At 38.0% G+C, this 26,887-nt stretch carries 21 protein-coding genes; 12 read left to right on the top strand and 9 right to left on the bottom strand.

What is annotated here, in order from left to right:
• Positions 1 to 227: 227 nt before the first annotated feature.
• Both JMY05_RS01505 and JMY05_RS01510 read right to left on the bottom strand, forming a co-directional pair.
• Complete coding sequence (locus JMY05_RS01505; protein ID WP_045444873.1) at positions 228 to 1,394, bottom strand: D-alanyl-D-alanine carboxypeptidase family protein; 1,167 nt, start codon at positions 1,392 to 1,394, stop codon at positions 228 to 230.
• A gap of 576 nt (positions 1,395 to 1,970) precedes the next feature.
• The gene (locus JMY05_RS01510; RefSeq protein WP_227678070.1) at positions 1,971 to 2,318 is read right to left on the bottom strand and encodes an MCR_0457 family protein; all 348 of its coding nucleotides are present in this window, start codon (positions 2,316 to 2,318) and stop codon (positions 1,971 to 1,973) included.
• 719 nt (positions 2,319 to 3,037) lie between these two features.
• Here JMY05_RS01510 and surE point away from each other — a divergent pair.
• From surE to modB, 4 genes are all read left to right on the top strand, one after another.
• Entirely contained in the window at positions 3,038 to 3,850 is an 813-nt protein-coding gene (gene surE, locus JMY05_RS01515) for a 5'/3'-nucleotidase SurE (protein WP_045444879.1), read from the top strand.
• A gap of 256 nt (positions 3,851 to 4,106) precedes the next feature.
• Complete coding sequence (locus JMY05_RS01520) at positions 4,107 to 4,901, top strand: M23 family metallopeptidase (RefSeq protein WP_087813560.1); 795 nt, start codon at positions 4,107 to 4,109, stop codon at positions 4,899 to 4,901.
• Between the two features lie 123 nt (positions 4,902 to 5,024).
• Positions 5,025 to 6,329, top strand: coding sequence for a lytic murein transglycosylase (locus JMY05_RS01525; protein WP_201613991.1), 1,305 nt, complete (start codon positions 5,025 to 5,027; stop codon positions 6,327 to 6,329).
• Positions 6,330 to 6,715: 386 nt separating this feature from the next.
• Positions 6,716 to 7,417 (top strand): molybdate ABC transporter permease subunit, encoded by a 702-nt coding sequence (gene modB, locus JMY05_RS01530; RefSeq protein ID WP_201613993.1) that lies wholly within the window; start codon positions 6,716 to 6,718, stop codon positions 7,415 to 7,417.
• Positions 7,418 to 7,463: 46 nt separating this feature from the next.
• Here modB and JMY05_RS01535 read toward each other — a convergent pair whose 3' ends face one another.
• On the bottom strand, positions 7,464 to 8,468 hold the full coding sequence (locus tag JMY05_RS01535; protein WP_201613995.1) for a D-cysteine desulfhydrase family protein: 1,005 nt from the start codon (positions 8,466 to 8,468) through the stop codon (positions 7,464 to 7,466).
• Between the two features lie 297 nt (positions 8,469 to 8,765).
• Positions 8,766 to 9,569: a DUF5020 family protein gene (locus JMY05_RS01540; protein ID WP_227678071.1), complete on the bottom strand. Its 804-nt coding sequence runs from the start codon at positions 9,567 to 9,569 to the stop codon at positions 8,766 to 8,768.
• A 1,588-nt stretch (positions 9,570 to 11,157) separates the two neighbouring features.
• Between JMY05_RS01540 and JMY05_RS01545 the strand changes: the two genes are divergently transcribed.
• The 6 genes from JMY05_RS01545 (at position 11,158) to JMY05_RS01570 (ending at position 17,792) form a co-directional block, all read left to right on the top strand.
• Entirely contained in the window at positions 11,158 to 12,054 is an 897-nt protein-coding gene (locus JMY05_RS01545; protein WP_045444885.1) for a helix-turn-helix transcriptional regulator, read from the top strand.
• A gap of 35 nt (positions 12,055 to 12,089) precedes the next feature.
• Complete coding sequence (locus tag JMY05_RS01550) at positions 12,090 to 12,455, top strand: hypothetical protein (protein WP_201613997.1); 366 nt, start codon at positions 12,090 to 12,092, stop codon at positions 12,453 to 12,455.
• Between the two features lie 15 nt (positions 12,456 to 12,470).
• Entirely contained in the window at positions 12,471 to 14,711 is a 2,241-nt protein-coding gene (locus JMY05_RS01555) for a hypothetical protein (protein WP_045444888.1), read from the top strand.
• A 28-nt stretch (positions 14,712 to 14,739) separates the two neighbouring features.
• Complete coding sequence (locus JMY05_RS01560) at positions 14,740 to 15,948, top strand: hypothetical protein (protein WP_045444891.1); 1,209 nt, start codon at positions 14,740 to 14,742, stop codon at positions 15,946 to 15,948.
• A gap of 9 nt (positions 15,949 to 15,957) precedes the next feature.
• Positions 15,958 to 16,887, top strand: a complete 930-nt coding sequence (locus tag JMY05_RS01565; protein WP_201613999.1) for a hypothetical protein — start codon at positions 15,958 to 15,960, stop codon at positions 16,885 to 16,887.
• Positions 16,888 to 17,135: 248 nt separating this feature from the next.
• Positions 17,136 to 17,792 carry a HEPN domain-containing protein gene (locus JMY05_RS01570; RefSeq protein ID WP_201614001.1) on the top strand — a complete coding sequence of 219 codons (657 nt, stop codon included), beginning with the start codon at positions 17,136 to 17,138 and terminating at the stop codon, positions 17,790 to 17,792.
• Between the two features lie 249 nt (positions 17,793 to 18,041).
• Here the strand turns inward: JMY05_RS01570 and JMY05_RS01575 are convergent, their stop codons facing one another.
• The 5 genes from JMY05_RS01575 to JMY05_RS01595 all read right to left on the bottom strand — a co-directional run bounded on the left by JMY05_RS01575 (position 18,042) and on the right by JMY05_RS01595 (position 25,735).
• On the bottom strand, positions 18,042 to 18,620 hold the full coding sequence (locus JMY05_RS01575) for a hypothetical protein (protein WP_045444897.1): 579 nt from the start codon (positions 18,618 to 18,620) through the stop codon (positions 18,042 to 18,044).
• A 24-nt stretch (positions 18,621 to 18,644) separates the two neighbouring features.
• The gene (locus JMY05_RS01580; protein ID WP_201614003.1) at positions 18,645 to 21,689 is read right to left on the bottom strand and encodes a tyrosine-type recombinase/integrase; all 3,045 of its coding nucleotides are present in this window, start codon (positions 21,687 to 21,689) and stop codon (positions 18,645 to 18,647) included.
• A 2-nt stretch (positions 21,690 to 21,691) separates the two neighbouring features.
• Entirely contained in the window at positions 21,692 to 24,223 is a 2,532-nt protein-coding gene (locus tag JMY05_RS01585; protein WP_201614005.1) for a hypothetical protein, read from the bottom strand.
• A gap of 118 nt (positions 24,224 to 24,341) precedes the next feature.
• Positions 24,342 to 25,517 (bottom strand): Arm DNA-binding domain-containing protein, encoded by a 1,176-nt coding sequence (locus JMY05_RS01590; RefSeq protein ID WP_201614006.1) that lies wholly within the window; start codon positions 25,515 to 25,517, stop codon positions 24,342 to 24,344.
• Positions 25,518 to 25,519: 2 nt separating this feature from the next.
• Entirely contained in the window at positions 25,520 to 25,735 is a 216-nt protein-coding gene (locus JMY05_RS01595; protein ID WP_045444913.1) for a hypothetical protein, read from the bottom strand.
• Positions 25,736 to 25,859: 124 nt separating this feature from the next.
• Between JMY05_RS01595 and JMY05_RS01600 the strand changes: the two genes are divergently transcribed.
• Together JMY05_RS01600 and JMY05_RS01605 are read left to right on the top strand one after the other, a co-directional pair.
• Positions 25,860 to 26,081, top strand: coding sequence for a helix-turn-helix domain-containing protein (locus JMY05_RS01600; RefSeq protein ID WP_265089045.1), 222 nt, complete (start codon positions 25,860 to 25,862; stop codon positions 26,079 to 26,081).
• A gap of 227 nt (positions 26,082 to 26,308) precedes the next feature.
• Positions 26,309 to 26,587 carry a hypothetical protein gene (locus tag JMY05_RS01605; RefSeq protein WP_045444916.1) on the top strand — a complete coding sequence of 93 codons (279 nt, stop codon included), beginning with the start codon at positions 26,309 to 26,311 and terminating at the stop codon, positions 26,585 to 26,587.
• Positions 26,588 to 26,887: the final 300 nt, after the last annotated feature.

Raw genomic sequence — 26,887 nt, forward strand, 5'->3', positions numbered from 1 at the left:
AACATCGTATTTTCGACAAGGGTGCTTGCTTTTAATTTGAAAAATATGAGGAACGAGAGCGAATCTGCTAAGTCTAGTAAATCAGTGTTTATCACAGTTTGATGATGACACTACTTAATAGCAATAATAAAATCTGTGCGGTGAATGAAGACATAAAAAAGACGCCCAGTTTTGAGGCGTCTTTTTTGTCAGTAATGTTCTTGAGAAATAGCTTTTACTAATATTCTCTAAAACAGATTTTGTGCCCAACGTACGACACGCTGCCAAGTGCGGCTCATAAAGCCTGATTGCTCGATATCACTGGTCGCTATAATAGGCACTGAAGCCACCGCTTTACCATCAATAACGGCCATCATTTTGCCAATTTCTTGACCTTTTTTGATGGGTGCTTCTAGGCTCTCAGGAATATCTACCACAGTCGTGATTTTATTTTTTTGCGTTTTGCTGGTTAGAATTTGCAAATTATCCGCAGTGACTAGCTCGACTTCATCAGCTTCACCGAACCAGACTGGAACTTTGCTGACGAATTGTCCAGCAGGTGCTTTGGTGACAGTAGTGAAGTGGCCAAAGCCCCAGTTGAGCAGCTCACGTGATTGATCGGCACGTGCTTGCTGGCTCTCTGTTCCCATAATCACAGAAATCAAGCGCATGCCATCACGATTGCTTGAAGCCGCTAAGCAATAGCCTGCTGCATCAGTGTGGCCAGTTTTTAAACCATCGACGGTTGGGTCGGTTGCAAGTAGAGCATTACGGTTACCTTGAGTAATACCGTTATAGGTGAACTCTTTTTCTGCATAAATACCATAATAGTCGCCGCTATTCTTGATAATAGCGCGTGACAATTTGGCCAAATCTAGTGCTGATGCCTCATGCCCTTCGTCAGGCATACCAGTAGAGTTGACGAAATGGGTATTTTTCATACCAAGTTTTTCTGCTTGCTCATTCATCAAGATAGCAAATGAGGCTTCGCTACCAGCGATATGTTCCGCCATAGCTTTTGAAGCATCATTACCTGATTGAATAATAATACCGCGTAGCATGTCGATAACACTCGCAGATTTATTTACCGGCACATACATGCAAGACTGGCTGCTACTACCACGACACCAAGCATTTGGACTCATTATGACTTGGTCATCTTCTTTGAGGTCGCCTGATGCTAAGCGCTGCTCAATGATGTAACTGGTCATCATTTTTGTCAAAGACGCTGGCGGTAGCGACTCATTGGCGTTCTTTTGTGCCAAAATCTCACCAGTATTATAATCCATCAATACATAGGCGGTATTATCCATCTCAGGCGGCTGGATGGCTGCGTTTGCCATCACTGCACTCATAGAGATACTCACACCGACTACCAGCTGCACCAGCTGATTTTTTACACGCTTTACTGTCATATATCGTTACACCGCATCATGAAACCAAATGTATCTACCGCTTGTACCTTGCACTAAATCTTATGCAACATTTTAAGTAGCCTGTCTTAAACATTCTGTTTAAAAACAATGTATTAATAAGAGTGGTGATGGCCGAGCGACAGACATAAAATTAACGCCTTATCTTAGCAAAATGCCAACCGATGGGGAATCGATAAATGCAAAAAAAGACCCGATTAAAAAGAAAGAGTAGTAAGAAGTAAACGTTTGCTCAGACTAGGACTGCCACAGTGCCTTGAATAGAAATAATTCGACTGTCATAAAAAAGCTTACGGTCATCCTGTTGGTATAAACAGAATGACCGTAAGCTTTTTTGTTACTTACAAGCCTGATGAACAAGCTTATAAGGTGTCGCTAAATAGCCCATAATCAGTGTTCCAAGACAGATAATGCCATGATTTATTGTCATTAATTATAGCTGACTTTATCAATTTAGGATCAATGCTGGGGCATAACTATTGTAGGGGAGACGATAGGATGTCTGATAAGTAAGCCAATTATAATGTTGTAATTGTTGAGCTTAATTATGATATTCCACTACTGGTATTCAGCATTCGCCAAATCTTCGCATAGAGCTTTGTTGTCTTGTTTAGAGAAGCCCATTGTCCAGCTACGAATGCCTTGTAATATCTGGCGATAATCTTGCTGAGTGGATAGATATTGAATCGCTGCTTTTGGATCTTCTAAAGACGGCATCAACTCGTGAAGCTGCACGTTATAAGATTTATAAAAGCGCTGTTTTTGTTTGCCATTGAGCATCGGTGGACATATCTCTGATAGCACTTGCATGACCGCAATTTCATGCTTAGTAACATTGATGCCAGACATATCTAGAGGTATGGTTGTAGCAGAATTATTCGCCGCAAAGGATGCTTGAGATAGCATGGCAACAGAGGTTACCAGGCCTGCAAGACTAATTTTGGACGCCGTCTTTGCTATCACAGAAGCTATAGATAATATCGATTGATTTTTCATGCAGTATTACACTCGCTTATCTTTATTTAATGGTGATATGTTAATGGGTAAAAAAACAAAAGTCACATAAAATATTGATTTATGTGTAGATATCTTGTGAGCCAAAGCTCTTTTTGAGCAACATATCAGCAGCATAGACTCATAAGTTACGTCAGCATAAAAATATAAGTTTGTATTGTTGTAAGGTGTTGCCTATTGTAACGTCACGCCAAGTTTTTTTGCTGTTATTGATGCAGATATCATCGTGATAAAATGATAAATTGGATAGATTCTGCGCAAAGACTGGGTTCGTGTCAGCGTATTATTAGGGTATAATCGCCCAAAATTATGGTGGCATCCGCGTTTTGCTCTATCAATTTTTTCATATGCATGCTGTGATATAAACACAGTGTCATTTTACTTTGATAGCGGTATGGCTTTTTTAACTTTTATAGTAAATTTAGCTGCTATTTGACGCTTGCCAAATGCTGTGTATAAATATTATTTATGCAGAGAAAGCCAGTGTGGATGTCAGCATCAACAGTATGATCATACAATCTAGCCACCATTTTCGGGTCTGATTATAGCAATTTTATGCGGCTAAAGTTCATAAGTGGACAGGCGGTCATTAATGAGTACATTGAGTGAAAATGAAATTTTTAATTAGTAATGATGATGGGGTTTATGCACCAGGGTTATTGGCATTATATCAAGCCCTGTCTGCTATTGCAGAGGTGGTAGTGGTTGCGCCAAACAGTGAGCAAAGTGGCTGCGCGAGTGCTTTGAGCCTATCGATGCCATTATATACTCATCAATTGGATTCTGGTTTTATAGCGGTAAATGGTTCGCCCGCGGACTGTGTACATTTGGCATTGCATGAGTTATATCCTGATACGCGTTTTGATTGTGTGATTACTGGTATTAATTCTGGCGCCAATCTTGGTCAAGACGTTTTATTTTCGGGTACCTTTGGTGCTGCATTAACCGCACAGCTCTTTGGAATACCTGCCATTGCGACCTCCCTAGTGGGCGGCGGCGTCAATGGAGAAGGGCAAGAGCAGACCAGTCATTATCAAATGGCGGCAGCTGAAATTGTTAAATTATTGATAGAAACACCGATATTAGATGCTTGCAAAAATTTGCCCTATCATGTATTAAACGTTAATATTCCTGATGTAGATAGTGCTGATGAGATCAAAGGTCGGAAAATAACGGCGTTAGGGCACCGTCAGATTGCGCGTCCTGTACATCATGTGGTCGATCCACGTGGGCGTGATGCTTATTGGTTGTCGCTACGTAAACGCCCACATGAGTTGCCATTAGAAACTGAAGATTTGCAGTCCTCCACAACAGATATGACGGATGATCAAGCGGTAGCGGCGGGTTATATCAGTTTATCACCAGTGCGCCTGCATCATACGCCAGCAGACACGCTTAAAACGCTGTCGGCGTTAATGCTATAAATTTACGCTGCCAAAATGCATCAAACAGCTGGTCAATATCTTGATATTATCTGCACTATTTTTCTTATTTGGCTGCCATTTATCTCATTTTTATCACCATTTTCAAAATGAAGACACGTCTTAAAAAATGGTTTACTATCGAGTGATTGATAATGGTATTTACCAAATACTAAATACTAAACGGTATAAAAGTTAGCAAAATGCTTGTGAGTAACACAAGGAGTTTGTGAGTAACATAAAGAATAGGAAATCTTGTATGAAGAAGCTTATTGCTGGATCGCGCTTTGCAACAGTGGCATTGATAGGTACTTTAACAGCAGCAACGTTAACGATGGTGGGCTGTGCAACCAAGCCTACTTACCAATCAGCCAACCAAGCGGGACCTAAGATTATTACCAATGCACAAGGCGTTCCTAACTACCATCGCGTACAGCGTGGCGATACGGTCAGCCAGATTGCTGAGCGCTATCGTCTCAGTTACCGTCAAATCGGTTCGCTCAATGGTTTGGACAGCAAGTATACAATTTATAGTGGTCAATGGCTCAAGCTGTGGCAAGGTACGCCAGCCGATAACAATCGTTATAACGCGCCTACAACGACACAGCCAACGTACACACCACCTGTAACGAGCGTACCTAATAATAGCTCACAAAGCCCTGTATACGAAGTGACGGCTAACGCAACGTCAGGCTATGAATATCCAAGTCGCAATCAAGTGACCCGTAACTTTGATGCGGCAGCGGGCACGATGGGTATGTGGTTTGCTGGTAATATCGGTGATCCCGTACTTGCTAGCCAATCTGGCACGGTACTGTACTCTGGCGATGGTCTGCCAGAGTATGGCAATCTTATTATGATTCGTCATAGTGATAATTACATCACCGCTTATGCGCATAATAGTCAGCTACTGGTCAAAGAAGGCGATGCTGTACAGCGCGGTCAGCGCATTGCAAACATGGGTAACAGTGGCCAGACCAATCAGGTCGGCTTAGAGTTCCAAGTGCGCTTAAATGGCAATCCTATTGATCCACGTGCGGTACTGGGGCGTTAAACGTGATGCCAAGTTGTGACTGATTTGGCAAGTTTAGTGGCTTTATTTAGAGCGCTTGAATAAAGCCACCTTAACTAAATCGGTTTATTTGAGTCGCTTTACTTATTCATACTTGAGAATTTTATGATGTTAAAAAAACAATATCTTGCCCTGTTTCCTGCGTTAGTGATGGTTGGGTGTACCAGCCAACAGGCGATGCAAAAACCTAGCAAGCCTGTACGTCAAGGCAACGTTCAGATTACCCAAACTCAAACCATTCAAGTGAAGCCAGCACCGAAGCCTGTCATCAAGCCGCAGCCAGTGGCAAAGCCAAGCTATAACAGCTTTTCTGATTGGAAGTCAGATTTTTCTATGCGGGCGATTTCATCAGGCCATGATGCAGCGACAGTGCGCCGTTTACTTGATACTGCTTATTTAAATCAACAAGTCATCTCGCTTGACTCAGGACAGCCAGAGTTTTCTAAGATGCCATGGGAATATGTCGATTCTGCCGTATCTGATGGGCGTGTGAGTACTGGTAAGCGTAAGTTTGCCGAGCAACGGGCATTTTTGTCGCAATTAGAATCGCAGTACGGTGTCAATGCAGAAATAATCGCTGCCATTTGGGGCATGGAGTCGTCATACGGCGTGGTGACGGGTAATAGCAGCATACCAAGTTCACTTGCGAGTCTGGCTTATGATGGTCGTCGCCAAGAGTTTGCAGAAACTCAGTTATTGTCATTATCGACGTTATTGCAGCGCGGTGATGTGTCTTGGTCGCAGCTCGATGGTTCTTGGGCAGGCGGCATGGGACAGACGCAGTTTATCCCTGATACTTGGCTGAAGCACGGAGTGGATGGCGATGGTAATGGTCATCGTAATCCGTGGGCAACGGGCGATGCACTGGCGTCCACCGCTAATTATTTGAGCAACTCAGGTTGGGTTCGAGGTCTAGCGCCATTTTACGAAGCGACTATTCCTGCCTCATTCGATTACTCCATGGTTGGTAGTAAGCAGCCTGCCGCGAGATGGGCAGCGATGGGTGTTGATACGATAGCTGATGTTTATTTGGATGCCAATACTGAAATGGAGCTGTGGCTACCAGCTGGCAAGGATGGTCCTGTACTGCTACTCAGTCCAAACTTTGATGTGATCAAAGTTTATAATAACTCATCGAGCTATGCGCTAGGTGTCAGCTTATTGGGTAAAGCGCTTGCTGGACAAGGCGGATTACAGAAATCATGGCCGCGTTATGAGCGTCCATTATCCACAGCTCAAGTACGAAATTTACAGCAGCGTTTGACCAACTCAGGCTATGACACCAAAGGCGCTGACGGTATCGTGGGTACCAATACTCGGTTGGCGTTCCAGCGCTGGCAAGCAGACAATGGTCAGACTCCAGACGGCTTTATTACTCAGCGTAGTGCGTCATCGTTAGCTTCGTGGTGAAGCAGGTTGATAGAACTTTTTTTGACTCGTATTAATTCTAATATTACCGTGTTAAAAGAAATTTTTTAACCATTATTTTTGACGGTAATATTTAATACGATGAGCTTAGTGAGTAAAATAAAAAAGCACCTTATTAGGGTGCTTTTTTATTTTACGCTATGATTATTTTTCAACAGACCATAATCTTATCAGGTTTTAATAAATAATATGGACACAAGAAGACTGATACTGTGACTGATAAACGCTACACTGTTTGTTTATCAATGCGCTTTACTTATCAACGCGCTATTTATAAGAGCTGACATTATATTTGTCTGTTCAATCTTTTAATATTAGATACAATAGATCCTTTATCCTCATAACGAATGGCAACGAGCAGTGACATTATGATAGACCAGTCTCTTATGTCCGATATGCTTAGTCCATTTTGGGTGAGTATTAAGCTTGCTGGTGTCACTACCATTTGTCTATTACTGTTTGTAACGCCTGTGGCTTATTGGCTCGCTAAGCCCAGTCGTAGGCAAGTTGTGGCACGTCTTAAAGTCTTGCTTATGGGCATCATTGCCATGCCATTGGTTTTGCCGCCTACCGTCATCGGCTTTTATCTTTTATTACTGTTAAGCCCTAGTGTCGGTATTGGTAAATGGCTTAGCGAACATCATATCAGCCCCTTGATATTTACCTTTGAAGGTCTTGTCATTGGTTCGATTATTTACTCCTTGCCTTTTTATATTCAGCCTGTCTACGCCCAATTTTTACGTATTCCACAAAGCGTGATGGAAGTGGCACATTTATTGGAGCCAAGCCGTTTCAAACGGTTTCTCAGAGTCGCTCTGCCACAAGCGCGTGTCGGTATTGTGCTCGGTAGCTTAATAAGTTTTGCCCATACTATTGGTGAGTTTGGCGTGGTTTTGATGATAGGGGGTAGTATATCCGATGAGACTAAAGTGGTCTCGATTGCGATATACGAGCAAGTAGAGGCGCTAAATTACGAGGCAGCGCACATGATGTCTGGGATTCTCATCATTATGGGAGTGATTATGGTGGCGTTGATTGCTAGTGTAAGCCGGCTGAATCAACGCTCATAATATTGCAGTTAATACCTATAGCTTGAGTTAATGCGTTAAAATTTATTTATCCATTTATTTTCATCATATCTAAGTCACTTGAGTAGGCAAATAAAGCTGGTGCACCGCCCGTATGCCAAAATAAGACACGATCGGTTTTCTTGATTTTGCCAGACCGAATCATATCTATGAGTCCGCCCATCGCACGACCCGTATAGACAGGATCTAAAAGTATGCCTTCTGTTTGAGCTGTCATCGCAATGGCTTCATTTTCTAATGTGCCAACCACGCCATAACCTTCGCCCACATAATCAGAGTTGAGTATTAAATCGGTTTCTGAAAACTGATGATCGGCACCGATGAGGGTGGCGGTGCTATTGGCAAGCGCGACGGTATACTGATCAAAAGGCACTTTGTCTGTTTCACCTTTATCGATATTGATACCTACGATTTGGGCGGGCGAGTTGAGTATTTTTTTGCCAAGCATCAAACCAGCTTGTGTTGCCCCAGAGCTAGAAGCAAAAACGATATGAGTAAATAATACATCCATGCTTTCACGTTGCGATTCCAACTCTTTAAAAGCTTCTACAAACGCTAAAGCACCCAGCTCATTGGAGCCGCCATAGGGTATGACATATGGTTTCTTGCCTTGTTTTGTTAACTGCTCAACGATTTTAGGAATGTCTTCTCCTTTGCGATTGGCGCCTGCCCAGTGAATATGTGATCCAAAAATTTTGTCTAATAAAAGATTGCCACTTGTTTGTTCGGGTTCTTCTCCACCCAATACTAAATGGCATTCAAGTCCCAAGCTTGCCGCTGCGGCAGCAGTTTGGCGACAATGGTTTGATTGTGCGGCACCTGCCGTAATCACGCAATCAGCACCTTGAGCAAGGGCATCACCCATGATAAATTCAAGCTTACGGGTTTTATTGCCACCCAATGCCAGTCCCGTGTTGTCATCTCGTTTCATAAAAATAGTAGGGCCATCAAGCGCTTTACTCAATCTGCTGAGCTCTCTCAATGGAGTGGGGAAGAAGCCCAATGATTGTTTGGGTATGTGGTTATATTCCATATTTTGTCCCTTTTATAATAAAAAAATGCTGAATAAGTTTGAAACATATCCATTGATAAAGTCAGTTAAAAATGATTATGTAGCGGAGATAAATAGCCAATAATTATACGTCGTAACAGCCTTATAAAACGTATGAATGCGTATCCAGCTTGAAAATCAGTGGAATCCTAAGGATCAATTTATCAAATATAAAATGAAAATCCTCATGCAAGCTGTCAATTTTGCATGAGGACTGTTTATTTTAGTGAGAAAGAGTTGAGAGCTGTTTTAGAACTATTCGTTAAACCAATTAGACGGTTAAAAATGAAACTTCACTAGAGCGCTAGGCACATTTTGAGTTGTATCACTGCCATACTTATTTTTCCAGTAACTATATTCCATACCGACCTCTAAGCGATTATCAATGCCTAATAGTGGTTGTAAGTTATACTTTATTTGCGGATTGATATGTAGTTGGTTTTTTAAGTCATCATTGTTAAAAGAGTAGTCTACATAACCATCGACCACAAAATTGTTTTTTTCCCAACCGTAAGTTAAGGTGATTTGCTGGTCATCATCAGTATTATCATTGAAGACATGATATAGGGAAGCAGAGGCGTACTTCATACCTGAAATAGGGACATTCAAATCTGCCCCTAGTCCTATCATATAGTTGTCTTGGCTAAAGCCTTTGCTGTTCGAGCCAAACTCATATTGCCCCGCTAGATTGAGCTGTTTGATAAAGCTATCATCTAAAGTTGTAAGCTTAAGCTTGGGCGCAAACTCACCATACGTTTCTTTAAATCTATTGTTTTCAATATCATTTGCACCTTGATGACGATCGACAAAGAAAAATACGCCGCCCCAACTGTGGGTAGATGCGTGCTCCAGAGTGATGGTCGTCAATTCTCCGTCTTCTACCAGCTCATAGTCATTACCATACAGTACAGAAAGACTGGTATCGGTGAAAAGCACCTTTGCATGGCTGCTGCTCATCGTACTTAAGACAACGATCGCGGCTAAAGCGGTGGTTAATGAGCTACTAAAAAACAGTTTTTTCTGAATATTGGTTTTACATAATTGGCTAGCCAGTGGCAGGTTTGCAAATAAGTGATAACGCACAGTAATATTCCTTTATATAGAGTGGGTCATCCTAGCAGGCTGTGTATATAACAGAGGCGCGTTTTAACTTCCTGTCAAAACGGGTCAACGCTGCTAAGGATAAAGCGCGGTCAGGTTTCGGTAGCAATCCAGAATAATGGAGATGAGTGCTACAAATGTAAGTGTTGTTAACAGTACAAAAAATGCTCTGTTGGCTATATTATCCGCAATAATTCTTAACACTTTGAAACAGTTAAGCATGTTTTATAATGAGTGACAACCATAAGCTGGCTAAGAAAAACGGTCTATCAAGCCTTCTAAGTATTTGATATTACCTAAGTTTATGATTTTATTAAATTAACTGACTAAATGGTCAGCTTTATTATTTTTGTAAACAAGGAGATGTGTCGAAGTAGTTGGTAGGCTAAACCACTAGCAATAATTATTACGATTCAGAGTAGTGAGAAGAGCTGGTAGGGTGGTTGAGGACAAATGATATGAGAGGCAAGTGAATAGAGGTATGGCAGAATTAATAGACACAAAAAAACCTCAAGTAAACTAATACTTGAGGCGAAACTTGCTTAAACTCGAGAGTTTAAATTCGTTTTAGCTTTTTACTAAATATGGCGCAGCGGACGGGACTCGAACCCGCGACCCCCGGCGTGACAGGCTAGACCCACCATATTTCGTTAACCTATATTAAGTAACATTAACCTACAAAGCTTTATACCAAAAGAGTTATAGATAATTTTTTATTAGGACGTTTAGCGTATTTTAATATATCTTAGCAAGGGTAATAAATATATTTTGGTCACTGAAATAGCATAATAATTAGGCATTTTTGATATATAAATGCTTAATAATTGGGCTAGTCATTCTGATTATACTGGTCTTTTTATCCATTCATCTCCACTCCTATCAGTGTTGTTACCATAAGCTAAGCAGCCGAAACATAATCCCCTAGACTGGATATAGCTGCTTTATTCGTTCATTCCTTTAAGAATTGATACTCCCAGACACCCCCCCAAAAATTATTTTCCAATTTCGTATTCTTGACACAACCTGTCATACCTCTACGCTACACTAATGCTTGACCTGTATTTATGAGTGTTAGCAATGATCTACCTAGAAAAGTTCTTAGGGAAAAAGTGTAGAGGTAAGAGACTATTAAGCGATCTCTCTATAACAAGGCAACTGCCTCAAAACATTCCTATTTGGTTTGAATTTAATTCCGGCCAACGCATTAATCTGAATAGCAATGTAGTTATTGAGGACACAACAGGTTTATACCAGTTTTTGCGACATTGTGGACAACGTACTATTGCTAAACAAATTAATGTGAGCTCTAGGTTTGTACTGGTACCGCGTATTCATGCTCCTATTGTTTTTTATGAAAGGGATTATCATAATTGGCAACTTTAATATTGTGTTACTTCTTTGAATTAGCTTTGCCATGTTAATAACATAAACATCAATAACTTAGATAAACATTGACATAAGAGCATTAAATATTGGTTGAGAAATCTAGATAAAAGTGCATAATTACATTTCTGTATGGTTCATGTAATATTATTATAATTTTTTATACAGTTTGAACCGAGTAAAAGTAATGGGATTAAAAAAGCATGAACGTCTTGCATACCGCTTATCTGATATTATCGTTAGACTCAACAACGGTGAACGGTTAGATATTTTTGAGCTAGCAGATACCTATAAGGTATCTATTCGTACCCTAAAAAGAGACTTTCAAGATCGTTTAACTATCTTAGATTTTAGTGAAGCAGGTCCACAGTTTTATTGTCTCAATGCTAAAAAAATTGGATATTTAGATATTACTGATATCAAACGCTTCGCTAACTTTGCCAGCGTCCAAGATCTCCTACCAAAAATTGACCGCCAATTTTTTCAAGAACAACTCAATCAAAGCATACTCGTTAAAGGTTTTGATTATGAAGACATTAGCGCGCGTACTAATGAATTTAAAGCCATCAATCAAGCCATTACCAATTGCCAATATATTGAATTTGATTACTATAAAATCAGCGGAAGTGGCAGTGGCAGCAAACACCATTATTTAGAACCTTATCACTTGCTCAATAAAAACGGTATTTGGTATGTAGTTGGCTGTCGCTATGGACAAACACTGACATTTTGCTTTACTCAAATAGCTAACCTGCAAATTAGTACTAAGACCTTTGCATGTTCTGAAGATATCAAAGAGAAAATCCTTGGTACGGACAGTTTATTTTTTGGCAATCAAATCAGTGAAATCGTCTTACAAATCGATGCGAAAGTTGCCGGATATTTTGAGCGTCGTGATCTACTACCCAATCAGGAGCTGGTACGAAAGCTTGATAATGGAGACTTACTTCTGATATGTAAAGATGTACACCCAAGAGAGGTTGTCCCTATCGTCCAATATTGGATACCACATATTCGTGTTATTAGTCCGAGTGAAGTTCAAGCCCAGATGAAAGAAGTACTTAAGAACTATTTAGCAAAGTAACCTTATACATAATAATTAATTATAGGACAGATAAAATGACTCCAAGCCAAGAATCAAAATGTCATACGATTATTCATACCACTGCTATATCGGCTGGCGCAGGGAACCTTGTGCCTATACCAGGATTAGGAGTTGCTGTTGACGTTATCGCTATGACTGCTATGACAGTGAGCTTAGCAAGTGTCTTGGGGGGAAACTTAACTGAGGAAGCCGCTAAAGGTATGGTAGTTCTGTCGATTAAAAGTACCATTTTAAAACAGCCAGTAAAAGTTATAGCTAAAGAGCTATCAAAATTTATTCCCGGTTTAGGGCAAATAGTAGCTCCAGCCATTACTATTGGATTAATAGAAGCTACAGGCTGGGCTCTTGCAGCCGACTTAGAACGTAAATTTAGCAAATAATTTCGGAGTAAAACTATGGATATCGCATTACAAATTTCAAATATTCTAAAAAATCGTAAAGCCAACTTACCTGAAATTGAAAAACAAATTCATCGTTGGCAGATAATGAAAGAAAACTTCAACTCATTAGACAGCACTTTAGATACGGTAATAAACGATGCCGAGACACCTGACGAGCTCCGTACTGTTTTAAAAAATGTAGATACTACAGAGATTCAAAATTCCATACCTAAAGTATTGGCAGACTTAGATAGTTTAAAAGAGCGATTTAGTAGAGATACTATTAACATAGGCGTTAGTGGTCAAGCACGTGTGGGTAAAAGTACTTTACTGCAGAGCATCTCCGGACTTGGTGAAGAGCAAGTTCCTACTGGGGACAACCTTCCTGTTACTGCTGTTAAAAGCCAAATATTTCACAGTGACAAGAATATTGCTGATATTGAGTTTCACACTTTTAGCTCTTTTAAAGAGAGTATTTTATTTCCTTATCATAATGAATTGGCTCTAACTTGCCCTCAAACAATTGAAGAGTTTAGAAGATATAGCTATCCAGAAAATGAGAATGACTTAGTAGAGTCGAAACGCATTCCTTCAAATATTACCATTTTAGAAAAGCTTAAGCAGATGCAAAGTGCATTATGGTCTTATGAAGATTTATTAAATCAACCTGCGAGACAAGTTGATTTAACAATGTTACGTGAGTATGTTGCCTATCCAAAAGATACCGAAGAAAGTACTCCTGAAACCTGTCAAAGAAAATACTTAGCTGTCAAAGATGTCAGCATATATTGCAGTTTTCCCTCTGCTCCTGTAAAGCAACTAGGATTTATTGACCTACCAGGACTTGGTGAGTTATCAGCCAGTACAGAAGAGCATCATCTACAAGGGCTCAAAAAAGGTGTTGATTTCGTTATCTTAGTAAAACGCCCTGGTGGTGGTGATGGTTTCTGGAGTGCAAAGGACGGCAGCGCTGTAAACTTGTTAGATAAAGCCAGAAGCTTTCAAGATCGTAAAGACTTTGTTTCTATCCTTATTAATCAAGACAGTAGAGCTACAAGCGAGCAATTAAAGGCTTTACGTAACCATATTCTAAGAGAGGTAAATCAGGGCGAAAACAATAAGGTTTTTAATGTTATAGAAGCGGACGCCATTGATCCTGAAAACATTGGTAAACAGTTACTAACACCTGTATTAGAGCATTTAGCTAATCGCTTAGATACCATGGATAAGCAAATCATCAAAGGCACTTTCGACTCTTATGAAGCTATCGAAGAGAGGATATCGGACTTAATACAAGCTCTGAATAAGAATATAAAGTTACCTACGATGGACACCAGTAAACGCGAAGTGATTGAAGAGAAAATCGAGGATCTAATAGATAACATTAACCTAGAACTTCGCCAGTACAAAGATCAAATCAGAATACAAAATCAGGTAGATGAAAAATATAGCGAACAAATAGATCTTTGCTATAACGATATATTAAATTGGATTGAGAGTGGATTTGGTGATTCTCCTGAGGCTTGGAAACAGTCCGCGCAAAAGAAAATTTATAGACAAAACGGTATAGTAGGTGTTGCCCTTGATCAATGTAACTATGTTCGTGTTGAAATTAGCAAACAGTTCACTAAGCTAGATAATTTCTTTGATAATCAACTAAATGAGTTTTTCCAAAAAATTGCTGAGATTTTAAAGAAACATACAGGTGACTTGCTTTCTGAGACGGATCCAAGAGAAGTCCTAGCAGAGTTTGAAGGTATTTTATTAAACGCTCAAGAGAATGGCGAATCAACCGGTTGTTTGAGTCTCGCGGACTCAGTGCTTAAACTCAGAAATTTACAGCTAGATTATAAAGTGCAGCTACATCCTCGTGTGAGAGAAAACCTCAACTATATAGAGTATGAAACAACAGATGCTGACAACAATAAAGTCAGTAAGTTTGCGGATATTGGCTCGGATAATCTAGATTTATTATTTAGACGTATATCAGATTTAGCAGAACAAGCCTCTTATCAGACGCGTATTGCCTTAAGTAGAGATGTTGAGTTTCCTAAGTTGGTTCTGTTCTCAGCTTTAGAGCAATTTGAAGATGAACTAATCCGTAGCTCTGATAGTGTAAAAGAATTTAAACGATTGGGGTTTTCCTATCCTGCAGAGTTATGGCCGAGTTTATTTGCCGATATACAGAGCTCTATGGCTCGTATTAATAAGATAAAAGCCAGTATTAACGATATTCAACATAATTTATCCAATTAGTTAATTATATTTAGTTTAGGAAAAAGTAATGAGTAACCCAATGTATCAAATAAGTATGCTAGGCCCAACCCGCGTAGGCAAAACCTCTTTAATTTCTACTATCTCTAAGATGGTGGGTACTAAATTATTAACAGGTACTCCTATTAGTTTTGAGACCGAAGACTTAGCTACTGAGAAAAAATTAGCTATGCATGACAAAGAATTAAGAGGGTCAATCAATGCAGGATCTATAGGTGGAGAGTCTTTTAATGCTGGGGCACTGGCAGGTACCCAAAGTCCTTTCAAGTTTAAGTTTAGTTTAAAGTCTATGAATGATGAAAGTATGTTGGACTTTGAAATACTAGACTTTCCTGGTGGCTGGCTTGACCCAGCTTCTAGACCAGATGGTGCAGGTCAACAATGGAAAGACTGTGAGAAATGGATTACAGAAAGTGCTGTTATTATTATTCCTGTTGAAGCGACTGTCATTATGTCTGCTGCCTCACCAAAAGAATTGAGAGCTATTGAAGATAATATACAATCTGAGGCCATAGCAAAAATAGTTAGACAGTGGGCAAAAAACAGAGCTTATAATTATCCGGGCGAACCATCAGTTGTAATTTTCGCGCCTACTAAATGTGAAAGTTATTTTATTGATAACGTTAGAACTACAGGTAAGAACCAAAGCTCTGAATTGTATGAAAAGGTCAATAAATACTATAGTGGTGTCATTGAAGCTATTCAAGATGAGTTTACCTCAGGTTCTAACGCATTCATATTATATACCGCTGTAGATACTATCGGTTGTGTCGATCTACGCAGAGGTGACTGGAAAGTAGATAATGAACATACATTAAGATTTATGGGTACGTATAGCGTCATACCTAGTAAAAAGGGTATTCAGCCTAAAGGTGCAGATGACATCTTCATCACTATCTGTAAAACAATGGTACAAGCTTATAGGATTTCTGAAGAAGTAAGGTTAGAAGAAATCTCCATGGAATATCAGTACTCTCAGAGTGAAGCTGAAGAAGCAAGAAAAATTGCTGAAACGGATGAAGGTTTTATTGGCAACTTTTTGTCTTGGGTTGACGGATCGAAAAAGGCAAAACGCAAGACTGCTTCAAATAAAGAAGGTATTGCTAGTGAGCATAATAAAAATAAAGCATCTCAAGAAACAAGGTTACAGACTATATCCGAAATAATCAAAGAGATTTCAGAACGTACCCTGAGTAATCGCACAAAAGTTATTAAATAAGGAATCGTTATGAAACTTTATATACAAACACGCACTGTCTTTAAAGATTATCGCTATCTAGGCAGTGAAGTAGTAGATGACAGTTGGCTACAAAAATACGATAGATATACGAGCTTTGAGCATCCGACCGTCATAGCGGAAAGCGACGATAGTGGTTGGAGGATATTTCTTGGTGGATTGCCTTCAAGTCGCTTAGATAAAGTATCTACTCCCATACGCTATAGTTTTATCATTGCTGATAACAAACCTGTTGAGAATGATAATCAAGCTCGCGATGCTGTCTTATGTTTTGTAAAACTGTGTGTTCAGACTATTTCAGAATCAAACTATCAAGCTAGGTCTGTAGTCATACAAATAATGGATGACTTATATACAAACGAAGAAATTGAAGGTTTTTTCAATGACACTCAGAACCAGGCAACTAATGATAAGAATTCACCCTTACCAGTTGAAAAGCTTGTGAATAGCATTAATAAGTTTTCTGAAAATAGTCAGTCGGTGCACATTCCCGATGATTCAGAAAACTCTATCAATGAAGCGCAATATAGATATCTAAATATTAATAATCCTAAATCTATTGAAAATTTTATTAGAGTCTGTTCAGATATTATGGCAATGGAAGCTAAAAATAACGCTGCTCTGTACTTAAACTTTATTGAAAAAGAGCAAGACTTGACTAAAGTAAATTTGATAGAAGATGGAATCTATAAATTTGGCTTTACTATCTTATTAGATGATTCGAACATTTCCGAAAATGAGGAAAATATCGTTAAAAAAAAACAAAAAAAGTCGAAACTTTATCCAACGAGTATTCCAATGGCCACCAAACAAAATACAGTGGAGATCATCGACAAAAAAAAGTCGAACCAAACCCAGCTTTGGATAGCAGCTTTAGTAGTAACCGTGGTTGGGATAATAGTAATACTCCTAATAATTTAGCGAGAATTGGAGGTATACTTAAGAGTTCAGGAGCTGGAATTGCTAGTAAGGGTAAAAAACTTGTGCAACTAGTAGACGAAGATGTTAAGAAGACCTATAACGACCATAGAGAACAGAAGGCTAAACAAAATGAAACTGTAGAAAAACAATTTATGGAATTGCAGAAGGAGAAGCAAAAATGAATCAATTAAAAATAGTTTACTCTTAATACATCTAATCCTTTAAATAAATGATTAATTGGGTTTAATATGAACCAAGCTTATAAAGATCTCACTAAATACTACCAGACTCAAAAACCTGAATTTTCTGATCCATTTCGCTTGCGTATGCATCGCTCATTAAGTTGGCTGTCTAAGGCAACGAGCGTCAATGATGACGACATACGTTTTATCACTCTATGGATTGCGTTCAATGCAGCTTATGCTCGTGAAGTAGCCTTGTTTACCACTAGTTCAGAGCGCAGTGAGTTTAGACGCTTTATACAGCTGATATGCCGTCTAGACATTGACCAACAGGTCTACAAGTTAGTCTGGGAGAAATATTCCGGTAGCATTCGTATATTATTGGATAACCAATACACTTTTCAGCCATTTTGGGATTATCAAAATGGTCTGATTAGTCAGCAAGCATGGGAAGAAGATTTCAAACGTGCCAAAGATAAAGCTCACCGTGCACTTAGTAATAAAGATACAGATACAGTATTAGCGGTAGTATTTGATAGGTTATATACCCTGCGTAATCAAATAATGCATGGCGGTGCCACTCACAATAGCCAAGTCAATCGTTCGCAAATCAAGGATAGTGGTGCTATCTTATCTGCTATCTTGCCGTTAATGTTAGAGATCATGATGGCAAATCATAGCAAGATGGATTGGGGAAAGCCATTTTATCCGGTCGTAAACTAGCAATTATTTTAGTATAAGCTTCTTACTATAAACAGTTCAGTTCAGGACTAGTTTTTGCCGCCTCATTCCTAAAAATTAGGCTCTGTCAGTACTATGGTCGGATGTTGATACATGCCCTACCTAAGGTTTCAGTTAAAGTGTTATATTGCTCCTCAGATCTGCCCAAAAAATTGGAAGGTCTATTAACTTTTAGTTTAGAGAACTTTGATAAAACAATCTTATAACTATTCATATCGTAACTATTGATTCTCATAGAGGATTACTGTGATTTTTAATTGTGTTGCGATCCATATCTAACAGTTCGGAGTAATCAGCTTGGCGCAAGTAGTTCCTCCTATTATCAAACACCTCGTTCCAAATACTACTATTATAATCTTGAGTAATTTTTCTTAGTGCTGATTCTATAGAGCCAGGCCTTTTGAGCGAGATTAAAGACATAGATCTAATAAAATCCATAAAAATAAAATCAACTACATCTTGATTGAAATCCTTCTCAATACGCTTTTTATGTTCAGTGTTAGTATTATCTTTAGACGTCTTATAACTGAGAAAAAGCGTATTACTTTCATTAAGTTCTCTAAGATTAAATAGAGGTGAAAAACAACCTCCAATCAATAGATATTTATTAGCACCTTTACTTATCAGTGAGACATTATGGATAGGTAGACTAGGGTAACAATCAAATCTAGCGCTTATCACCTTAAGATACTCTTCTTGCCCTCCTGCAACATATGCTTCGATAATCAACTCATAGAGTTTTTTAGCCAATGGATGTAAGTCAATTTTAGTAATATTCTTAAATCTGATGGTTTTTGCGGATAAATTCATTTTATTTAAACCTCTAGATTTTATCTAATTAAGTTTTTCGCCTATCATGATGTATACATAATGACAGAATATTTGTAATGTCCGAACACTCCACTGGCTAATAGGAATATTAGAATCCAGTCTATTCTCAATTCTTATAGGCTGAGTTTGGCTCGTTAGTGAAAGCTCAGCTCGAATCTTCTTTTGATATGATTTAACTTTTGCGTAATCGAGTTCATTAAACTCCATTTGTGATCGAGGTATAGTCTTTAATGCAAGATTCCAAGAGGTTTGATCTGCCTCTGAGGCCTGCTCATAATTATAGACCTTTAAGCTAATATCTTTTTTGTATACTAGCTGGCAGACAATTTCAAGATAGTTGTAAATGTCTGCAGGATGCTTAAAAATGATAAAATTCTTACTGGGTTGAGCGTTAATAAGGGTATGAAAAACAAACTTATTAATAGCACCTTTATCATTACTTCCTTTATAAATATCACGAAATTTATCTGTCATTCGTATCATATTTTTTCTATCATCACCGTATCTATCCTTTACAGGTAGTAGACTGTGCTTATTGTTTGGATCAAATAGTCTAGGATTACCTTTTGTAGTTTGAAACTCTGAAGCCTCTCTTAGCCGCTTTGCATTATGATGCCATGTTTCAAAAGTTTCTTGACTGACATCATAGATATGCATGAGGTATTCATAGTCACCTTTTTCGGTGTAAGCTTCCAAAATTTGATTCACTTCATCGAAAGCATATCTTTTGGTCTTATCAGTTTGTTTGGTTAGATTCTCGCTAACTGATTTACTACTCTTAGGCTGTGGTAACTCTGGTAGTTTCATCTTGTATATAAGATATTCATTAATTTTTAATGGTACGTTTTCAATTTCATGTTTTCTTCTTCTTGGAGTTTTTAGTAGCGGAGCATGTTTAACAGATAGCTTAAAATCTACATGATATAACAGTAGTCCAATTTGAATATCAGTAAGATGCACATAGGATGCAAACGTTGTACTAGGACTGGCGTGACCTGCTACTCCTGCTAAGGCGTATACTTTTTTGTAGGCGAGACTCGTCTCGAAATGATTGATAATATTGACAGCCTGCTTATCTTCATAAGGTAGTAGGCTTTTTAAGAATTTTGCACTTGAATGGTTATTGAATTTATAATCTTTATCGTATAAAAAGGACATCAATTGAAAATTAGTCAGGCAGCTGTGTCTTAAATGATGCGTAGTGAGGTATTTAAGACCAGTAACTTCTTTTATAAGGGAACTAATTATTTTTGAGATTGCATTAGAGTTATATGGCATGCCAGCTTGATTTGCTATGAGCGTCTGGTTTTTGTACCTAGAACGTTTGATATATACACGTCTTATGAGTTGCATATCAGACTCTAGCAATAATTGAGAAAGTGATATACGACGCAGTGCAGAGAGGCTTTTATTGTTTCCAAATTTGTTATTTCGAACTTCTAGATAGTTCTGTGTCTCTGCAATATCTCTTATTCTTATTTTAACGATTTCACCAATCCGCAGACCACACCGTTGACCTAGTATCAGTGTTAGGCTTATAGCCTGCTTTTCATCAACAGTCATAGTGAGACTATCAATTTTATTGAGTATAGCTTGGAACATACTTTCTGAAATGTAACCGACTCTATGATGAGATCTATCACTCGTAGCAAAAGGAGGTATAGATTCGATATTATGATGCGCAACCATATACTGATGAATTTTATCAATTAATTCAGCAGCTGCATTCGCGGCCTTTGGAGTTTTACTAAGTTCGATCATCTCAGTATATAGTGCTACAAAATCATCTTCTTGATAGTCCTTTAGACTCGAATTTTCTGTCAGGGCTAACCATCGATTGGTAATTCTATTGCTATAAGTCTGAATGCTAGAGACCATATGACTGGTTGTCATTGATAGCAGCCAACCAACGATTGCCCTTTCGTTTAAAGGCGCATAACTATTTTTAAGTTCGCTATCGAGTTTTTTCAATTTTTTAACAAATAGTTTTTTAGAAATTTTATTATTACTATCACTTTTAAAAATCTTCGCTATCTCAACTGCTAATTGAGAATTTGTTACTGTAGAAATATTATTAGAAGTACTAGGTACTTGGTTGCTCAGCTGTTCTTGATTAGTTGTATCATGCCGAATCTCATATATGAGCGATTGCCAATTGCAAGTTGGTAAACTAAATGTATCTTCTTTGCCCGTAACGATATACCACATATACTCGGGCAAATTAAGTAAAAGGTGGTTTTCTAAAATGTACACTGCTGCAATCAAGAATCGTCTTAAGCCAAAATTAACGCTACTTTCTAGTGTCTGTCGCATGCTTTGATATAAATTATAAATGTTAATATTTTTTAGCTTATCTGCGACTGGTACTGCTTTTTCTTTGATATAGGACTGAAGAATATGTGCTGATAGAGGAGATATAAAAACTTGCGTTTGGTGTACAGCTTCTGTCCCTACATAAGTGTTTGTATGATAGGAGCTATCGTCAACAATCACAGCAATGATTGGTAGACCATAGACTTGTTCAATCATTAAGCAGTCATCAGATAGCTGCTTCAATATTGCTTGTAGCACAGACACTTTTAGTACTGCACTATGAAAAATAAGACTTAAAAATACATCGTTTAAAGTTAGATCAATATTAGTTTGAGCTTCTAATCGTTTACTCCAGTCTAAATAGAAATCTAGTACGTCCTTACCATCAGAAAACCATTCCTGTGTGCGAAAGGAAGCTGGACGAGATGATTGAATAATGAGTTTTGGAAAACCTATAGTAATGTTTTTATCTTCCATACGATCTTGACAGTACTTTACGGCATGACTGTAAGCAGTAGAATACTTTCTTACATCTTGAAAATGCTTGTTAGTAGATAAATTTTTATCAAATTTAGCCCACATTAAATTGAAAGATTTTTGGTGGTCTTCTGATTCTAAAATTTTAATAAAATCAATATATTTATCTATTAGTTTACGAGCTAACAAAAAACGTTTTTCTTCTCGTTGATCTCGATTTTCTTTACGTATTTCAGCACCTGATTTATTATTACTCATATCTAGTGCTCCAACTTAATTAGTTTAAAACCAATATCTTTAGTCAGTTCATTTATAGTTTGGGCAAAAGCCCTAAGTTCACTTCGTTTTAATCCACTAAATCTATCGTAAAAGCTATATCCAAGCTCATCAGAGTGTCCCATCCAAGCACTGACCACATCATATCCGATACTGTCTTTGTTCAGAGATGGGTCAAAAGAATATTTTCCAATATGCTCGTTTTGTAGCGAGCGTATATAGTGACGAGGCCAGTTGAGTGGTAAAGAGATATAAGCTGATATACGTTTTTTAAGGAAAACATTATCCAGTTTTAGTCTAGTAACTGTGCTAGTTGCTTCATCCAGCTTCAAGTAGCATACCAGTCCAATATTGCCGTCTAGAATATTCGTATAAATTAGTCCAATGTCGTTCCCTAATTTATTAAAAAGACTAGCGTTGCCTTTGATAAATTTTATGTACTCGTCAATTTGTTGACATAATATAGCTGGTAGATATATAAATCTGCCTATAGTATCTTGCTGAACTTCTTTATCACTTATAAAATACAAACCTGTTCTGGTATGTATATCTGACAATCTGCCGAATGGCTCATTCACTGGGCGGTAACCGCTAGCAATGGATAGCCAAATATATAGATAATCGGTGAAAAAGTTATGCAACTCTACAAAATCACCTAATTTTAAAAAACTAGTTTTGCCAATTTTTTCTAGAATATTTTTCTTTAACTCTTCGATGATTGGAATTAATGGTTTTTTTTGAATAGCTAGTAAAGAGCCCATTTTCTCATCATTAAAATGGGGCACAGAGTTTTCATTAGTTATTTCGAAGAAAATGTCTATTCTTCCTTTGCTACCCTTGATGTTTTTATCATCAATCAGACCTAACAAGTGATTAGTAAATTTAAATTGACATCGATATAGACTATACTGAGAGACATTGTAATAAGGCAGCGCTGATAAATGATGTACAGGAGACTCAGTAATTACTTCTATCAAGGCTTTATCGATACCGTTCTGAGATAAGTAGCTAGTAAAGTAGTTTTTTATTTTATTAAAACTTAATCTTACTTTATACTTTTTATTGATTGCTTTGATATCGTTGATAGCTTGGGCATGAATCGAAATCATTAAATCATCATCCAATACGTAAGTCATCTCACGGTGTAGCTCTATAAGAACAATTGGCATGTAGAGGAAAAGAATACTTTCATTATTAGCACATAATTTTTTATCCCAACTTTCATCCGTATAACTACGTTTCGGTGCGAATTGAAGTTTATATCGATAGCCATTAAACCCATCTTCTAAATTATCTGATTGAAATATATTCTCATTACCGGTTAATAAGATCATTAGTAAATAGAGGGCAGATTGATGGCTTAGGTCAAACTTAAACTTCTCATCTATACAACGTCCTCTATCTAGCTCGCCTAAATCTAGTTCCTTGAGCTTACAACCAAGGTACTTTACCAATGTAGATATATCATCTTCATGGGCTATATTGACACTAGTAACTAAATTCATAGCACTTTTTCGACGACTGTTTGATTGACCTTCAGCCCTTACCAAATCAAGATAATAGTTACTGGGAGTATTGACTGTTATTTGTTCAAAAAATTCTTTCTCGTTATCTTGACGTTCTTCATCTTCAAAAGCTTCTGTACTATTTACATCCTTAGTAAGATTAACTAAGTCGCTGATTGTATTGCCTGTCGTGTCATCATAATGTAATGAGCCATTAGCAACCTGATAGGTGGTACTAGTTACGCGAGTAATACCAGAGTCGTTTTTGAAATAGTTTTCTATCGGCAGGACATACTCATAAAGATATTTAGCTATACGCCCATTAAGCTCATTTTTAGCATTGCTGGAAGAGAATGATGTGCTCTTATTTAGTAACTTGTTACCATATTTTTTTATTTCTGACTCAAAGGTATCAGGAGTGCTATTTAACCATCTGGTGTAATGATCATTGTCTTGAGACTCGATAAGGTGGCTTTGGAGATCATTAAGACTCTCAAACTCTGTTATGTCTGGCAAAAATGGGACTAGGAATTCACGAATATTACTCGTTAAAAACCGACATTCATCAAGTGTGGTTTCAATCCTACTATCATAATCAGTCAACTCAACCATTTTAAGGCAGAGAAAAAAGTAAAAAGAACGAATGCTATTTATTTTTGGTAAGTCTGAACGACTGGCTAAAAAATTAATGAGGTAGAGATCTTTGAGATACTTATGACGTGTCTTTATGGTTTTTAGGAAGTTTTTCTGATCAATACCGCTTTCGTATATCTGTAGTTTCTCTAGTTCAGTTAAAGTAGAAACTGTATCTTTTGTTTTTACCCATTCAGATAAAGCATGGTACTCACTTTCTAGCGCTGATCTGAATTGCTCAGGCAAAGTATCTTGTAGAAATTTTAATTCAACAAGTAAGCACGAAATTTCATCTATATTTGACCAATTAATAATATTTGTTTGTAACCATTCACTAATTTTGTAATCCCTGTTAGCTACTTTGTTGTCTGTATCCATTCCTACGCAACCGTTATAAGTCATTTAAATAACCGTAGCTCCGTTCATTTAAACCATCCAGCGTTAATACAACAAAAAGACACCTATTTGGATGTCTTTTTGTTGAGTATAGGCCTTTTCATAGGTTTTGTAGTATACCTCGGTCTTTCAATAGCTTATCCAGCGCACTTCCATCTTGACGAGTGAGGTTCGGCACATAACGCGAATATACTGTGAATAGCATTTTAGTGTTGCTATGACCCATTTGCGCAGCAATCCACTCAGGCGACTCACCAGCAGCGAGCCAAAGCGTCGCGGCTGTATGTCTGCTTTGATAAGGATTACGTTTATAAAGCTCTAAATATCGTAGTAACGGATACCAAACTCGCTTTGTTACATTACGATGATTCAAAGGAGTACCTATTTTTGTACAGAAAACGAACTCACCTTGATGTTTAGTTAGGCTCTGCTGTTCAAGCAATGCATCATAAACTAGCTGGTTCATCTGGATAATACGATTTGAGCCTGTAGTTTTAGTCTCACCTATAACACCATTAACGACTGCTTGATCAACGATGATTTGTCGGCGCTCAAAATCTATATTCTTCCAGGGCAAGCCATCAATCTCACCTGTACGCATACCTGTAAAGAAGCGTACGATATAGTAAGGCTTATAATCTGCTCTCACATTATTGATAATGAGCATGACCTCATCTAAAGTAAAAGGACTGACATTACTTTTAGGCTCACTGAGTGGTTTTATATTCTTCCAAGGGCTGTCAAAATCAAAACGCTCAGAGGCTTCGGTCAGCACCATACGTAATGGCGTCATGATATGATTAATGCGAGACGCTGATAACGGTCGTCCGTTATTTCCCTCTTTAACTAGCTTGCCCCGAAAAGCCATTATTTTAGCTTTACTAATAGTATTCAGCGCTACATTGCCAAAATGAGGAGTTAGGTAAATTCTAAATATACCCTCTATATTACTTATCTGAGAGTCTCGCCATTCTGGCTTTTTCTCTTCTAACCAAATTTTGCTAAAGCTATCAAAGCCTGAGCTTGAGTCCTTATGACTATTTGTTGCTTTCATAAGCTCTAAGCTTTGAAACTGCGCAAGCTTTTTACTTTGTGGAAAATAGTTTTCGTACCGAAAACTCCCCAATTGAATGTCAGCTTCCATTCTGCTAACGAAGTTTTCTAGGCGCTTTCGATTGGGCTTAGTGTCTGTTAGTAAGGTTTGCTCTCTACAGCGCTGACCTATGTATCGGAAATCTACGTACAGGTTGCCATTACGGCTATTGATACTCGCCATGATTACGCTCCCGCTGCAAATGGAATGCTATCGTCGTAGCCTGTCAGCATCAGCTCTTCAATCTTTTGCCATATAAAAAGGATTTTTCTACCTCCAAATGGTTTGATGTAATGAACGCCCTCAATAAACACAGCATCTTTAAGCTGGTTGCGTATGGTCTTGCTGTCATATTTAATACGTTGTGACAGCTCTTCGGTTGTTAAATAGGTATAACTCATAGTAAAATCCTTACTAAAGATTAAAGTGTTATTATCTGATAGCTTTATGACCTGCTATAGAACATAATTTACACTAAAAATAATCTTTTGCAAGACATTTTTATCTACAGTAGGTTATTTTATTATGGAGGAGGTTATGGTGAAGTGTAATTTATCTAGAATTATGGGTGAAAAAAGGTTAAAGATTGCTGATGTGTCTAGAGACACGGATGTAAATAGAGGCACAATCACACGTATGTATAACGAAGAAGCGACAAGAGTGGATCTAGAGGTTGTAGAGAAGCTATGTTTATATTTGGATATTGAAGTGGGCGACCTTTATGAGATAGTTAAGGAAGAAGAATAAACCTCTCTTCTTTTAGAACCCAAGATAACGCTGCGCTTATCAGTTATTACACCAAATAATATCCAGCAAACTATAGTTTCTCAAATAGGTTAAATGTTCTATTAAGTAATAAAAAGCTCTATAGAAGGTTATTTTAAGTTGCAATAGCTCAAAATGTATGTATAATTTAATCTGTAGAAAGTCATTACGACTAACAGAAAGAAATATTAATCTACAGGAGATTATACATGAATACATTTATTAAACCGCCGCATGCTTCAATTTGGCTAAGTGCTGTAGCGATATCGCTATCTATCAAGCTTATGGCAAACCTGCAAATACAACAGGGTTCACAGTTAGCAAAGATGCTAGGCGTCAATCCGATATTTTATAATGATGAGGCAGTCAGGATATGGGTGCAACGAGAGTTAAATGAAGGATTAGCGCTGAATCGTTATACCTTAACGAATCTTGAGACCAAATTTTTGGCCATTATGAATCATTACGAGATTCCTTATTCGTTGTGATTAACCTTAATTATTTGGTTTGGAGATAACCATGAGCTTAAAACTTATTTTTAGCGCTAATGCAGATCAGTCCGACATACAACTATGTGAAGACTATTGGGCATACGGGCATGATGGGCGGTATGTAGAGTATATAGAAATACTCTGCAGACAATACCATATCGATTATCATATTTTGTTTGGCATATTAGCGGAGTGCCAAGCTTATTTAGATGATGTGCATTGTGAGTACTGTGGACGACCGTATCAACTTGATGTGCCAGCGGATATACCTTATATCAGAAAACAGTCATCTTGGTT

This window comes from Psychrobacter sp. JCM 18902 (genome assembly GCF_904846615.1).
GTDB lineage: Bacteria > Pseudomonadota > Gammaproteobacteria > Pseudomonadales > Moraxellaceae > Psychrobacter.

Coding starts and splice junctions, on each gene's coding strand:
- JMY05_RS01555 (WP_045444888.1), top strand. CDS start 12,471: ATGGATATCGCATTACAAATTTCAAATATTCTAAAAAATCGTAAAGCC.
- JMY05_RS01550 (WP_201613997.1), top strand. CDS start 12,090: ATGACTCCAAGCCAAGAATCAAAATGTCATACGATTATTCATACCACT.
- JMY05_RS01565 (WP_201613999.1), top strand. CDS start 15,958: ATGAAACTTTATATACAAACACGCACTGTCTTTAAAGATTATCGCTAT.
- JMY05_RS01570 (WP_201614001.1), top strand. CDS start 17,136: ATGAACCAAGCTTATAAAGATCTCACTAAATACTACCAGACTCAAAAA.
- JMY05_RS01595 (WP_045444913.1), bottom strand. CDS start 25,735: ATGAGTTATACCTATTTAACAACCGAAGAGCTGTCACAACGTATTAAA.
- JMY05_RS01600 (WP_265089045.1), top strand. CDS start 25,860: ATGGAGGAGGTTATGGTGAAGTGTAATTTATCTAGAATTATGGGTGAA.
- JMY05_RS01505 (WP_045444873.1), bottom strand. CDS start 1,394: ATGACAGTAAAGCGTGTAAAAAATCAGCTGGTGCAGCTGGTAGTCGGT.
- JMY05_RS01575 (WP_045444897.1), bottom strand. CDS start 18,620: ATGAATTTATCCGCAAAAACCATCAGATTTAAGAATATTACTAAAATT.
- modB (WP_201613993.1), top strand. CDS start 6,716: ATGATAGACCAGTCTCTTATGTCCGATATGCTTAGTCCATTTTGGGTG.
- JMY05_RS01535 (WP_201613995.1), bottom strand. CDS start 8,468: ATGGAATATAACCACATACCCAAACAATCATTGGGCTTCTTCCCCACT.
- JMY05_RS01585 (WP_201614005.1), bottom strand. CDS start 24,223: ATGGATACAGACAACAAAGTAGCTAACAGGGATTACAAAATTAGTGAA.
- JMY05_RS01525 (WP_201613991.1), top strand. CDS start 5,025: ATGATGTTAAAAAAACAATATCTTGCCCTGTTTCCTGCGTTAGTGATG.
- JMY05_RS01560 (WP_045444891.1), top strand. CDS start 14,740: ATGAGTAACCCAATGTATCAAATAAGTATGCTAGGCCCAACCCGCGTA.
- surE (WP_045444879.1), top strand. CDS start 3,038: ATGAAATTTTTAATTAGTAATGATGATGGGGTTTATGCACCAGGGTTA.
- JMY05_RS01605 (WP_045444916.1), top strand. CDS start 26,309: ATGAATACATTTATTAAACCGCCGCATGCTTCAATTTGGCTAAGTGCT.
- JMY05_RS01580 (WP_201614003.1), bottom strand. CDS start 21,689: ATGAGTAATAATAAATCAGGTGCTGAAATACGTAAAGAAAATCGAGAT.
- JMY05_RS01590 (WP_201614006.1), bottom strand. CDS start 25,517: ATGGCGAGTATCAATAGCCGTAATGGCAACCTGTACGTAGATTTCCGA.
- JMY05_RS01510 (WP_227678070.1), bottom strand. CDS start 2,318: ATGCTATCTCAAGCATCCTTTGCGGCGAATAATTCTGCTACAACCATA.
- JMY05_RS01545 (WP_045444885.1), top strand. CDS start 11,158: ATGGGATTAAAAAAGCATGAACGTCTTGCATACCGCTTATCTGATATT.
- JMY05_RS01520 (WP_087813560.1), top strand. CDS start 4,107: ATGAAGAAGCTTATTGCTGGATCGCGCTTTGCAACAGTGGCATTGATA.